The organism is Streptomyces sp. NPDC008139, from assembly GCF_042957025.1.
Classification (GTDB): domain Bacteria; phylum Actinomycetota; class Actinomycetes; order Streptomycetales; family Streptomycetaceae; genus Actinacidiphila.
The window spans coordinates 196,543-208,853 of record NZ_JBIBHM010000007.1 but is presented as its reverse complement, the minus strand read 5'-3'; the positions used below and the strand labels follow the sequence as shown (position 1 = coordinate 208,853).

Sequence of the window (12,311 nt, the reverse complement as noted above, 5' to 3'; positions counted from 1 at the left end):
CAGCCGCAACTGCCCCGCTGGGGCCGGTTGTTAGGCCGCGCCACCGTCGGTGGCTGAGCGCGCAGTTCCCCGCGCCCCTAAAAACCTGGCCCTGCGTCAGCGCGACACCGCGCACCGGCGCCCCGGCGCCCCGGAAAAGATCGGCTCACCGCCCGGGGAGGGTCCGGCTCAGACCAGCCCGAGCCGCTGCGCGGCAGCATCGGCATCGACCGGCACGATCACCGGCTGCGGAGCACCCTCCACGGCCCACCCGGGATCCTTGAGCCCGTTCCCGGTGACCGTGCAGACGATCCGCTGACCGGGATCCACCTTGCCCTCTTCGCGGGCCTTGAGCAGCCCGGCGACCGAGGCGGCGGAGGCGGGCTCGACGAAGACGCCCTCCTTCGCGGCCAGCAGCCGGTAGGCGGACAGGATCTGACGGTCGGTCACGGCCTCGATGAGGCCGCCGGACTCGTCGCGGGCCTGCTCGGCCTGCTGCCAGGACGCGGGGTTGCCGATCCGGATCGCGGTGGCGATCGTCTGCGGCTGACGTACCGGCGCGCCGTTGACGATCGGCGCGGCGCCGTGCGCCTGGAAGCCCCACATCCGCGGCCGCGAGGCGGACACACCGTCCGCCGCGTATTCGCTGTACCCCTTCCAGTACGCGGTGATGTTGCCCGCGTTGCCGACCGGGAGGAGGTGGATGTCGGGGGCGACACCGAGCGCGTCGACGATCTCGAAGGCGGCGGTCTTCTGCCCCTCGATACGGGCCGGGTTGACCGAATTGACCAGCGCCACCGGGTACTTCTCGCTCAGCCCGCGCGCCAGGTCGAGGCAGTCGTCGAAATTGCCGTCGACCTGGAGGATGCGGCTGCCGTGCACCAGCGCCTGGCCCATCTTGCCGAGCGCGATCTTGCCCTGCGGCACCAGCACCGCGCAGACCATGCCCGCGCGCACCGCGTAGGCGGCGGCCGACGCCGAGGTGTTGCCGGTCGAGGCGCAGATGACGGCCTGCGCGCCCTCTTCCTTGGCCTTGGAGATGGCCATGGTCATGCCCCGGTCCTTGAAGGAGCCGGTGGGGTTGGCGCCCTCGACCTTCAGGAAGACGTCACAGCCGGTCAGCTCGGACAGGAGCTGGGCGGGGACCAGCGGGGTGCCACCCTCCAGCAGCGTGACCACCGGGGCGCCCGGGGCGACCGGCAGCCGGTCCCGGTACTCCTCGATGATGCCGCGCCACTGGTGGGTGCCGGACATTCGGGGCCGGTCGACGGTTCCGTTGTTCATGGTGCTGTTCATAGCGGGCCCTACTCCCCTTCCACACGCATGATGCTGGCGACGCCGCGTACGGTGTCGAGTTTCCGCAGGCTGGCGACCGTCGCCGAGAGGGCGGAGTCGAGCGCGCGGTGAGTGACGACGACGAGAGAGGCCTCGCCGTCCTTACCCTGCTGCCGCACCGTGTCGATGGACACGTCGTGCTCGGCGAAGACCGTCGCGACCTGAGCCAGGACGCCCGGTTTGTCCGCCACGTCGAGGCTGATGTGGTAGCGGGTGACCACATCGCCCATCGGACTCACCGGCAGTTGCGTGTACGCGGACTCGCCGGCGCCGGTGGTCTCCGCCAGCTTGTTGCGGCAGGCGGCCACCAGGTCGCCGAGGACGGCGGAGGCGGTGGGTGCACCGCCCGCACCAGGACCGTAGAACATCAGCCGCCCGGCCGCCTCCGCCTCGACGAAGACCGCGTTGTACGCCTCGCGCACCGAGGCCAGCGGGTGGCTGAGCGGGATCATCGCGGGGTGGACGCGCGCGGTCACCGAGCGCCCGTCGGGGCGGCGCTCGCAGATGGCGAGCATCTTCACCGTGCAGCCCATCTTCCGCGCGGACGCGATGTCGGCGGCGGTGACCTCGGTGAGGCCCTCGCGGTGCACGTCGTCGATGGTCACGCGGGTGTGGAAGGCGATTCCGGCGAGGATCGCGGCCTTCGCGGCGGCGTCGAAGCCCTCGACGTCGGCGGTCGGATCGGCCTCGGCGTATCCGAGCGCGGTCGCCTCGTCCAGCGCCTCGCTGTACCCGGCGCCGGTGGAGTCCATCTTGTCGAGGATGAAGTTGGTCGTGCCGTTGACGATGCCCAGCACCCTGTTGACCTTGTCGCCCGCGAGCGACTCGCGCAGCGGCCTGATCAGCGGGATCGCCCCGGCGACGGCGGCCTCGTAGTACAGGTCGACACCGTGCTCCGCGGCCTTGGCGTGCAGTTTCGCGCCGTCGGCGGCGAGCAGCGCCTTGTTCGCGGAGACCACGGACGCGCCGTGCTCGAAGGCGGTGGTGATCAGCGTGCGGACCGGCTCGATGCCGCCGATGACCTCGACGACGACGTCGATGTCGCCCCGTTTGACCAGGGCGGTCGCGTCCGTGGTGAGGAGTTCGGCGGGGACGCCCTCGCGGACCCGGTTGGGGCGGCGTACCGCGATCCCGGCCAGTTCGATGGGGGCACCGATCCGCGCGGCGAGGTCGGCGCCCTGCGTCGTGAGGATGCGCGTGACCTCTGAGCCGACCACTCCACAGCCCAGCAGCGCCACCTTCAGCGGACGCGTACGCATCATCCGACCTCGTCTCTCGTACAGCTCCGTGCGGACCCGGGGTCCGTACAGCTCTTGGATGGGAACCAGTCTCACTCACCGGACGGGAGATGCCACGCCCTGTCCGGTGAGTGAGACCGGCCGTTCACCCGGCGATATTTCACGTCACCGAGCGCGTTCGGCCCGTGAGATTACGCGTCAGCGGGCCCTCGTACTGCCGAATCGCCTCAACGTGCTTGCGGGGACGGTGAATTCTTCACCATCGCGGGCCGCTGCGCGCGGTCGGCGTCCCGTCGGCCTCCGGCGGCTTTTCGGCGGCTTCGGGGTCAGCCGACGTCCAGTCGCAGCAGGTCGTCCTCCGTCTCGCGGCGGACGATCACCCGCGCCCGGCCGTCGGTGACCGCGACCACCGGGGGCCGCAGCGCGTGGTTGTAGTTGCTGGCCATGGCCCGGCAGTACGCGCCGGTGGCCGGTACGGCGAGCAGGTCGCCGGGCGCGAGGTCGGCAGGGAGGAAGGCGTCCTTGACGACGATGTCGCCGCTCTCGCAGTGCTTGCCGACGACCCGGCTGAGCATCGGCTCGGCGTCACTCGTACGGGACACCAGCGAGACGCTGTACTCGGCGTCGTAGAGCGCGGTGCGGATGTTGTCCGACATGCCGCCGTCGACGCTGACGTACGTGCGCAGGCCGTCCAGCGGCTTGATCGTGCCGACCTCGTACAGCGTGAAGGCGGTCGGTCCGACGATCGCGCGGCCCGGCTCGACCGAGAGCCGGGGCACCGCGAGCCGGGCCGCCTCGCACTCGCGGGTGACGATCTCGCCGAGCGCCTTGGCGATCTCCTGCGGCTCGCGCGGGTCGTCGTCGGTGGTGTACGCGATGCCGAGGCCGCCGCCGAGGTCGATCTCGGGCAGCTCGACGCCGTGCTCGTCGCGTACCTCCGCGAGCAGCGACACGACACGGCGGGCGGCCACCTCGAAGCCGGCCATGTCGAAGATCTGCGAGCCGATGTGGCTGTGGATGCCGACCAGTTCGAGGCTCTCCAGCTTCAGCACCCGGCGGACCGCCTCCGCGGCCTGCCCGCCCGCCAGCGCGAGACCGAACTTCTGGTCCTCGTGCGCGGTCGCGATGAACTCGTGGGTGTGCGCCTCGACGCCGACCGTCACCCGGATCTGCACGCGCTGCCGCTTGCCCTGCCGGTCCGCCTCCGCGGCGACCCTGGCGATCTCCTGGAACGAGTCCAGCACGATCCGCCCGACGCCGGTCTCCACCGCGCGCTCGATCTCCGCGGTGGACTTGTTGTTGCCGTGCAGCGCGATCCGCTCGGCGGGCATCCCCGCCTCCAGCGCCACCGCCAGCTCCGTACCGGAGCAGACGTCCAGATTCAGCCCCTCCTCGTGCAGCCACTTCACGACTGCGCGGGACAAGAACGCCTTGCCCGCGTAGAAGACGTCCGCGTCGTGCCCGAAGGCCGCCCGCCACGCGCGGCAGCGGGCCCTGAAGTCCGCCTCGTCGAGGATGTACGCGGGCGTGCCGTATTCCTCGGCGAGCGCGCGCACGTCCAGGCCACCGACTTCGGCGGCGCCGTCGGCGTTACGGGTGACGGTGCGGGACCAGACGCGGGTGTCGAGGGTGTTGAGGTCGGCGGGCGGGGCGGCGTAGTGGCCCTCGGGCAGCACATCGGCGTGGCGGGGCCCGGCGGGGTGTGCGGAACGGCTCACGGTGTCGTCTTTCTTCGCAGATCGGGGGTTGTTTTTCGGGGGTTGTTCTATGGGGTGCTGGAGTTGTGGGCTCGGCCTCGTCGTCGGCCCGCTGTCGTTCGCCGGGCTTCCGGACGTCAGACGCGGTCGGGTGCGCTGATGCCGAGGAGGTGGAGGCCGTTGGCGAGCACGATGCCGGTGGCGTCGGCGAGCCGGATCCGGGCGGCGTGGACGGCCGAGGGTTTCTCGTCGCCCTTCGGCAGCGCGGGGCACTCGTCGTGGAAGCGGAGGAAGGCGTCGGACAGCCGTTCCAGATGGCGGGCGAGCCGGTCGGGCGCGCGGCGCCGTGCGGCGGTCTCGATGACGCGGGGGAAGTCGGCGATCAGGCCGAGCAGTTCGGTCTCCGCGGGGTGGTGGTACGGGTCGTTCACCGTGCTCTCGATCTCCACGCCCAGGTCATGGGCGTTACGGAGCAGCGCGCGGGTGCGGGCGTGGGCGTAGCGGATACGGAAGAGCGGGTTGCTCTCGCGCTGTGCGAGGAACGTGTCATCCGTACGGGGCGGGTCCTCGGCGGGCGGCCGGAGCAGCGACCAGCGGGCGGCGTCGGGGCCGAGGCGGGCGACGGGGTCGTCCTGGGGTTCGGCCGCCGTCACGCGTTCCTCGGCGGCTCCTGGTGCGGCGCCCGCGGCGCGCAGCAGCCGGTTCACGGCCTCGGCGACGGCCTGGGCCCGTACGGCCCCTTCTTCCGCGGCCACGCCGCCGGCCTCACCGGCCAGGCCGTCCCCTGTCCCGTACTCCGGGCCCTGGGCGCGCACCTGCCGGACGACGTCCGCGTACGCCCACGCGTTGAGGGTGATATTGAGGAAGCCGGGGCCCGCGATCTCGACCAGCGCGATGCCGGGCTCGGCGCTGAGCCGCCTGCTGAGGATCTCGGCGACCTGTCGCGGCGGGCGCCCCGCGGCTCCCGCGAGCTGCAACGCCACGTTCGTTGCGTAGTCCCCGCACCCCGGCCGCGGGGGCCGCTGCACCACGACCCGCTCCGGCACCTCCACCCCCAGCTCCCCCGCCGCGACGGCACGGCGCACCGTACTCAGCACGGTGCGGGACAGCTCAGCGGGGGTCACGCGGCAAAGCCTAGGCGAGGGGGTGGGCCCCGGGGCGACCGGGTTTTCCCAGGGGGCCGCGGCCGCGGCTTTGCGGGGGGGCGGGGGGCGTCTTTCGACGCGGGGGGCAGCGCGGGGGCCGCACGGGCCTTGTGGGGCGGGGCGGGCAGGTGCGGGTGCGGCTCTGGCTCTACGCGGGGACAGGTGCCACCGCGCGAAGCGGCGTTATGGGGGCGGGGCGGGGCGGGCGCGGCACTCGCCCCCTACGGAACGGGGCCCTACCGAACGGGCTCGGGTACGGTCCCCCAGGCCTGCTCAGGCACCGGGCTTACGCGGAACCGGGGGCGGAAGCCGTCTGCCCGCGGGGCTCGGGCGGCACGGGGCCGCGCCGAACCAGCCCACGTACGGTCTCCACGAGGTCGGCGGGCTCGAAGGGCTTCGCGACATACGCGTCCACCCCGCCCGTCCCCTCCGGCAGGGACCCGGCGCTCACCATGACGATGCCCACGCGCCGCGTCTCCGGATCCGGGTCCGCCCGCAGCCGCGCCGCCGTCCGTACCCCGTCCAGCCGCGGCATGACCACATCCAGCGTCACCACATCCGGCCGCACACTGTGCACGATCTCCAGGCACTCGGCACCATCAGCCGCGGTCACGACCTCGAAGCCCTCCAGCTCCAGGTTGACCCTGATCAGTTGCCGGATCACCTTGTTGTCATCCACAACAAGCACCCGGCCGGACGCACCCGCCACACCTCGAAGAGTAGGCGTGCCCCTCTCGATGCGTCCGCGTTTTGCCCATTTCTTCCCCGCCACGGGTGAACCCCCCTCCCCCCAGCACCCCCCGCCTCCCCTCCCCCACCCAAACCCTGTCCGGCCCACCTCCCCCAACCTGCTAATGTTCTTCCCGTCGCCCCCGTAGCTCAGGGGATAGAGCAACGGCCTCCGGAGCCGTGTGCGCAGGTTCGAATCCTGCCGGGGGCACTTCGTGAATTCTCACGTGAGTGCTTTGTGAACCCCGCAACCAGCGGAAACGCTGGCGGCGGGGTTTCTGCTTGTCGTGGTGGCTGCGCAGCCGAAAGCCACCGAACGCAGCCTCATGTCAGTGATCACGTTGTAATAGCGTGTTGATCTTGAACGGTGTTTCGGCACGTCAACCGGTCATTCCGGCACAACGAGGCGAGCCCCGAATTTCTCCGGGGCTCGCACCATCCACGCCAGTCGACTGGCGTGGATCGTCACTCATCCGTTCGCTTCGCCCCCTCTCCAAGCCCTCGCATGATCCGGTCGTTCATCTCGGCTTCCTGGCCGTCGATGCACTTCGCGTAAATCTTCAGGAGCACGTCCACCGAGTGACCCGCGCGGGCGGCGACCTCCGGTGCAGGGACTCCGGAGTTGAGCCACTGGGAGACGCCCGCGTGGCGCAGCGCCGGTCCCGGCCGGGCGGCAAAGGAACCGGAATCAGTGAGCCGGCCGCCGTACGGCTTCGGACACGCAGGGTCTTCTCCGCTGCTACTGCGGACGAAGGGTAGGAGCAACGCCCTCCGCCATCTCATGGGCCAGTCCGGCACTGATCAGCCGAGCCAGGATCTCGGCCGCCTCCGGCCTGACGACTCCGATGCAGACCAGACCATCACCGGATACGTTCACGTCCGGTCTGAGACCCGGAAAATCGGAGGCCAGGCCGAGAAAGCTCAGTTCGCGCGCCAACTCGTCGGCGCCGCGCTTGGCGGCAGCCCATCCACGGACGTAGGGAACTCCAGGCGTGAGCCTTTCGGCGCGCTCGGCGCACACTCCGCGAGGGTCGGTCATGCCTCGTTCCTCCGTTCCTCAGAACCTTCCGGGGGATCGAAGGACGTTCCAGCGCAGGGGATTTCGTATCCTGACGCCACCGCCCGACGCACAAGACCGGCAAGGCGTTCGGCGGTTTCCGGCGAGATGCGGCCGAGGTCGATGAAGCCGTGGCCGAAGGCATTCATGTCGGCGCGGAGGAAGGGGAAGTCCCGTTCCATGCCAAGGACGACCAGCACGCGGCGGAGGGAAGTCACGGCATCGCGGGCCGCGTACCACTCGTGGCTGTCGATCGGCGACCAGAGGGCCGCGTCACGCTCCTGTCGCCCGTCACTCGGCATCGGCTGTCTCCTGGCCGTACTTTTCAGCGCGGGCGAGAAGTTTGGCGGAGGCGGCGAGCATCACGGCCAGGGCGACGGTTTGCAGCGGCGAGCCGTGCTGGGAGTGGGTGGGTGCGTTCAGCCACTCGAACCGGTCGCCGGTCAAGGCCATGGGGCCGGGGACGACGACGTACGAACCTTCGCCGAGGATGCGGTAGTCGGGCGGAGTCGAGGTCTCACGGGACAGTGAGTCCGCGAAGCGCGGGCCGGACTCGGGCGGGAGGAAGAAGCCCATACGGCTCGCGCCGCGGTCGACCATCACCGCGCCGACCGGCATTCCGCGCCGGCGGAGTTGGTCGAAGGTTTCCATCCCCGTTTGTTGATCGACGGCCAAGACGTCGAAAAGCGCCCCGGTGGCGACGAGTTGGGGCTGCCGTGGGTCGTCGAGCCACAGCATGCGGCACTGCGTCGGGTCCTCCGACGCCAAGCTCAGCCATTCGATTCCCCGGCGTGTCATCATCTGCACGCGCCATCACCCCAAAGCGTCCGGCCACGGACTGTCCGCCACCGCCACCAGCGTCGAACCGCGCCCCCTGAGCTGGGCAGATGACGACAGATGACGTGAGGTGACGAGCAGGAGCAGTACGCGTCATCCGCCGTCCCCCCGCCGGTCCCTCAGTCTGCGGCGAGATCAAGCGCGTAACGCATCGATCACGTAAGGTGATGAGTCAGCCACTAATCGCGCGACGCAGCGAAGAGGCCGGGTGGGATACGTGATCGGCGAAGACGGCGCCCAGATCCGGGCAGCGCGAAAGCAACGAGGATGGGGCCAACTGAGGCTCGTCAACGAGCTGCGTCGGGCTGCGCACCAGCGTGGAAGCGCACTTCCTACGGACGCCAGCGTGAAGCGTCGCATTGCGAGTTGGGAGAACGGGCACAGCCAGCCCGACGACTTCTACGGTCCGCTCCTTTGCGAGGCGCTCGGCGTCACCGGAACCGAATTGGGGCTCCGGCCGAGCGCGGTCGACGGTGAGCCCCAACTCCTCGAAGCCCGCTATCCGCCGACGCCGGACGCGGCGGTCTCGGCCGTTGACCGCCTGTGGCGAGCCGATCTGAACGGCTACGAGCCGCTGTTGACCTCAGAGCCATCCGAACATGCCTGGAGCGACGCGTCGTTACGGTGGCTGGTCGCGCCCGAGCCGGCGCCGACGCAGGCCGCCGACCGTACGAGTTCGCGCGTCGGTCTGGCGGACGTAGCCATGGTAAAGGCCACCAGCGATACGTTCGCCTCGCTGGACGACCAGTTTGGGGGCGAGCACGCCCGGCATGCGGTGATCCAGTACCTCAGCCGCGATGTAGCGCCGCTGCTCGGCGGCCGGTACACCGAGGGCGTTGGTCGCGCACTGTTCTCCACGGTCGCCGAAGCGACGCTCCTTGCCGGGTGGATGTCGTACGACGCCTGCCACCACGGACTCGCTCAGCGGTATTTCCTGCAAGCGCTTCGCTTCGCACAGGACGGCGGCGACCGCCGGCTCGCGGGCAGCATCCTGTCGGCGATGAGCCACCAGGCCACGTTCCTCGGCCGCCATACGGAGGCGGCGACACTTGCCCGTGCGGCACGTATGGGCATCTCGGGCGTGGCCACGCCCACGCTCGTGGCGCAGTTCCACGCGATGGAGGCACGGGCCCTGGCCCGGACCGGCGACAAGCGCGGCTGCGAACAAGCCCTCGCCGAGGCGGCGCGCTTCCTGGACCGCCGCAACTCCGGCGACGAGCCGGAGTGGATCACCTATTTCGATGACGCCGAACTCGCCGCCGAGGCCGCGCACTGCTTCCGCGACGTCAACAGCGGCCGCCAGGCCGTCGAACACGCTGGGAACGCGATGAGCGGCAGCCACGTACGGTCGGACTTCTTCGTGACGATGGTGCTCGCCGACGCGCATCTCCGGGCGGGCGACGTCGAGGAGGCGTGCCGGGTGGCCCTGGACGCGCTGGACCTGGGCGAGCAGCTACGGTCCGCCCGGTGCGTCAGTTACCTACGCGAGTTTCGTGCCGCGCTGACCCCGCATGGCACGACCACCGCTGTGCGTGAGCTGCACGAACAGGCGGCAGACCACCGGCTATGGCTGGCGACCGGCCGCGAAAGTGCGTAGGAGTGCGTAGTCAGAAGGGACGCCAATCACGGCGTGTGGCGCCTGTGCGGATCGCTTTCACGCGGCGGGCGAACTCCTCGGCCGCTCGCGGCTCGGCTGCGGCCTTCCCACCCATCCAGAGCGTCATCATCAGCTCGCGCAGGTCGGCGAGGACCGGATAGCCGGGCCAGTTCATGACGTCGAAGCCGTAGTGGTGGACGAACGACTCGTACTGCTCCCGCGTGTGCCACCCGTACCGGTCGTAGTAAATCGCGGTGAGGATCAGGTCCCACTCCCGCGGGGCCAGCACGAAGCCGTCGAGGTCGATGAGGACCGCCTGCCCGGAGCGGGCGCGGAGCACGTTGCCGATGTTCGCGTCGCCGTGGATGACGCCGAAGGGCAGAACGAAGTCGAGCCGACCGTAGTCCTTCTCCAACTGGTCGGCCAACTCAGCGAGGAACGCCTCGTCTTCCGGGTGGACGCCGTCACCGAGACCATTCAGCGAGGCCCGCACCTTCGCCATCGGATCGAAGTACGGCAGCCCCAGCGACTCCGGCTCCTCCAACCAGTGAAGCCGCTTCAACAGGTCGGCCAGCTCGGTCACGGTCGCGTACTCTTCCGCGTCCTGGACGCTTTCCCAGAACGTGACCACACGCCCGTCGACCACCGCTGGCTGCGACACCCCCGCCAGCACGCGGTTCGCCGGGAAGTCCTCCGCACCCAGCCATCGGGCTACCCGTACGGCACGCTCCATCTCTGCCAGCGCATCGGGATCGGCAGCGATACGTACGATCACCGGCCGGTCGGCAAGGGCGTACACCGCGTTGGAGCCGAGCCTCAGCAACCGGGCACCGGTCGAGTCCAGGCCGATCGACGCGCATGCCTCACGCAACACGGCGAGGGTCGTCTCGGCCGTGAACTCCACAGCTCCACTACCTGTTTGACCGTCGCCAGCCGCACCAGACACCATGCGACTGACGATACGGGTGTACGGGGACCCCTACAGGCCCTCACGTCATAGGGACGTGATGATCTTCCCCACGGCAAGCGACAGCCACGGCTCCTGCTCAGCTCGGATGCGGACTGCGGCGGCCGTTTGCCGGCGATCGCAGGTCACGACGGGTCGGTGAACGTCTTTCCAGGCCAAGGGGAGAAGGCTTTCGACTGGTCGAGGCGGAACAGGGGACCGGGATTCTCGGGTGCCCAGCCACGTGTGAGGGCAGCGCGCACAGCCGAGGCGACATCTGATTGGAGCACCGGGCTTCCCGCCGAATGGACCACGTTCCGCATGTGCCGTTGATCTGTTCTGACGGTGAGAACTGCGCCGGATCGATCAGCACGTTCGACCGCGTATGTGCAAGGCGCCCAGCCGATGAGCTGGTCGTACGTCGGCCTGCGCCGCAGCCGCCACCGGTAGGTCACGCCATCGACCACAATCCGTCGTGATCCCTTTTTCGCCAATGTCATACGCACCCCACCTCAGCAGCGCAGATGCTATCTGTTCACGCTCAATCGCCGCGAATGGATTCGGCGAAAGCTGACGGGGACACCGGCGCCTGCCATAGCCCCCCACCAGGACGAACCACGCCGGCGCGACGATGTTGCCGTACCTGCATTTGAACAGGCGGCCGTCGTCGGCCGTACCGAACATGCGGGATCGGCACGGCCTCCGCGTGGGGCCGCTCCAGTTGTGCACCTCGCCGGAGTGCGTTCACGCGTGGCCGAGGGAGGGGCGGGCGGCGGGGTCAGGCGGAGACGGGGTAGAGGAACCAGCGGGACTCGTCGTCGGTGCCGCAGGTGGCGATCATGAGGCGGCGGTCGGAGCCGCCGGGGCTGACGTTGCCGGGGCGGATGCAGAGGTTGCCGCTGATGTAGCTGCGGATGTGGACGGCACTGTTGCCGACGGGTTCGAGCCACCAGAGCTGGTTGTCGGCGAGGGTGCCGTCGCAGTCGGCCTCGTTGAGGGTGGTGCCGGCGGGCTGGGGGCCGCGGTTGGGCATGTCGAGGCAGAGATCGTCCTTGGCGTTGACGAAGAGGACGAGGTCGGTGCCGCCCGGGCCCTTGCCGACGGGCTGGACGCGCATGTTCCAGATCTGGTTGTCGTTGCTGGTGCCGTCGCACTTGTGGGTGTTGACGGACCCGCCGGCCTTGCCCGCGCCGAAGTAGGGGATGTCGGCGCACAGCGCCGTCGCGGCGTTCAGGAGCAGCGCGGTGGAGGGGTAGACGGCGATGGTCGGCGTGGGAGTGGCGGTCGCCTTCTTGGACCGCTTCGGCGAAGGCGTCGGCGAGTGGGTGGTGTGGACCGGCGCCTTGGGCGTGGCGGAATGCGACGGCTTCGGCGTCGGCTTCTTCGCGGTCGGGCTGACGGAGCCGGTGGGGAGGTGGGCGAACCGGTCCGCCGCCTTGGTCTGCGCGGCCGTGAGCTCCTTCGCGTCCTGGTCGGCCTGGTGGCCGCGCCATGCGCCGATCCCCATGGTGGCGCCCGCGGCGAGCGCCAGTACGGCCGTGGCGCCCGCGACCCTGGAGCCGAGCCGGGAACGCTCCCCCGGCTGACGGGCACTGCTCGTGAGCACCTCGACGAACCGTGCCCGCCGCCGCCGCTTCGCCTCGTCCTGATCGGTGTCGCTCAACGCCCGTACCCCACTCGCCAAGAGTCCAACAAAGAGATGCCCATCGCTCAGACGCACATGAAGGCCCTCAGGTCACACCCGGCCAGTC

The 12,311-nt window shown here is 70.0% G+C and carries 11 protein-coding genes, 1 tRNA gene and 1 pseudogene; 2 read left to right on the top strand and 11 right to left on the bottom strand.

The genetic code is table 11. The features are described 5' to 3' along the window. Positions 1–168: 168 nt before the first annotated feature. The 5 genes from thrC to ACFZBB_RS16605 form a co-directional block, all read right to left on the bottom strand. A complete protein-coding gene (thrC, locus tag ACFZBB_RS16625; RefSeq protein WP_391122656.1) occupies positions 169–1,275 on the bottom strand; it encodes a threonine synthase in 1,107 nt (368 codons plus the stop codon). Positions 1,276–1,283: 8 nt separating this feature from the next. Next, positions 1,284–2,576, bottom strand: coding sequence for a homoserine dehydrogenase (locus tag ACFZBB_RS16620; protein WP_355344218.1), 1,293 nt, complete (start codon positions 2,574–2,576; stop codon positions 1,284–1,286). A 302-nt stretch (positions 2,577–2,878) separates the two neighbouring features. Next, entirely contained in the window at positions 2,879–4,270 is a 1,392-nt protein-coding gene (lysA, locus tag ACFZBB_RS16615; RefSeq protein WP_355344221.1) for a diaminopimelate decarboxylase, read from the bottom strand. Between the two features lie 116 nt (positions 4,271–4,386). Next, positions 4,387–5,373 carry an ArgS-related anticodon-binding protein NrtL gene (gene nrtL, locus ACFZBB_RS16610; protein WP_391122653.1) on the bottom strand — a complete coding sequence of 329 codons (987 nt, stop codon included), beginning with the start codon at positions 5,371–5,373 and terminating at the stop codon, positions 4,387–4,389. Between the two features lie 307 nt (positions 5,374–5,680). Continuing rightward, positions 5,681–6,073 carry a response regulator gene (locus tag ACFZBB_RS16605; protein ID WP_391122650.1) on the bottom strand — a complete coding sequence of 131 codons (393 nt, stop codon included), beginning with the start codon at positions 6,071–6,073 and terminating at the stop codon, positions 5,681–5,683. Between the two features lie 189 nt (positions 6,074–6,262). Between ACFZBB_RS16605 and ACFZBB_RS16600 the strand changes: the two genes are divergently transcribed. Further along, positions 6,263–6,334, top strand: a tRNA-Arg gene (locus ACFZBB_RS16600). A 254-nt stretch (positions 6,335–6,588) separates the two neighbouring features. Here the strand turns inward: ACFZBB_RS16600 and ACFZBB_RS16595 are convergent. The 4 genes and pseudogenes from ACFZBB_RS16595 to ACFZBB_RS16580 all read right to left on the bottom strand — a co-directional run. Next, a pseudogene (locus tag ACFZBB_RS16595) lies at positions 6,589–6,777 on the bottom strand (site-specific integrase); the annotation flags it as partial. 85 nt (positions 6,778–6,862) lie between these two features. Then, positions 6,863–7,162, bottom strand: a complete 300-nt coding sequence (locus ACFZBB_RS16590) for a hypothetical protein (protein WP_391122647.1) — start codon at positions 7,160–7,162, stop codon at positions 6,863–6,865. Beyond that, the gene (locus ACFZBB_RS16585; RefSeq protein ID WP_391122644.1) at positions 7,159–7,482 is read right to left on the bottom strand and encodes a hypothetical protein; all 324 of its coding nucleotides are present in this window, start codon (positions 7,480–7,482) and stop codon (positions 7,159–7,161) included. Before ACFZBB_RS16585 ends, ACFZBB_RS16590 begins: the two co-directional genes overlap by 4 nt. Continuing rightward, positions 7,472–7,981: a bifunctional DNA primase/polymerase gene (locus tag ACFZBB_RS16580; RefSeq protein ID WP_391123203.1), complete on the bottom strand. Its 510-nt coding sequence runs from the start codon at positions 7,979–7,981 to the stop codon at positions 7,472–7,474. Before ACFZBB_RS16580 ends, ACFZBB_RS16585 begins: the two co-directional genes overlap by 11 nt. Positions 7,982–8,363: 382 nt before the next feature. On the opposite strand from ACFZBB_RS16580, the gene ACFZBB_RS16575 reads away from it, so the two are divergent. Continuing rightward, positions 8,364–9,614, top strand: coding sequence for a hypothetical protein (locus ACFZBB_RS16575; protein ID WP_391122641.1), 1,251 nt, complete (start codon positions 8,364–8,366; stop codon positions 9,612–9,614). 10 nt (positions 9,615–9,624) lie between these two features. On the opposite strand, the gene ACFZBB_RS16570 is transcribed toward ACFZBB_RS16575, so the two are convergent. Together ACFZBB_RS16570 and ACFZBB_RS16565 are read right to left on the bottom strand one after the other, a co-directional pair. Beyond that, a complete protein-coding gene (locus ACFZBB_RS16570) occupies positions 9,625–10,563 on the bottom strand; it encodes a phosphotransferase (RefSeq protein ID WP_391122638.1) in 939 nt (312 codons plus the stop codon). Positions 10,564–11,338: 775 nt separating this feature from the next. Beyond that, positions 11,339–12,223, bottom strand: coding sequence for an RICIN domain-containing protein (locus ACFZBB_RS16565; protein ID WP_391122634.1), 885 nt, complete (start codon positions 12,221–12,223; stop codon positions 11,339–11,341). Positions 12,224–12,311 lie beyond the last annotated feature (88 nt).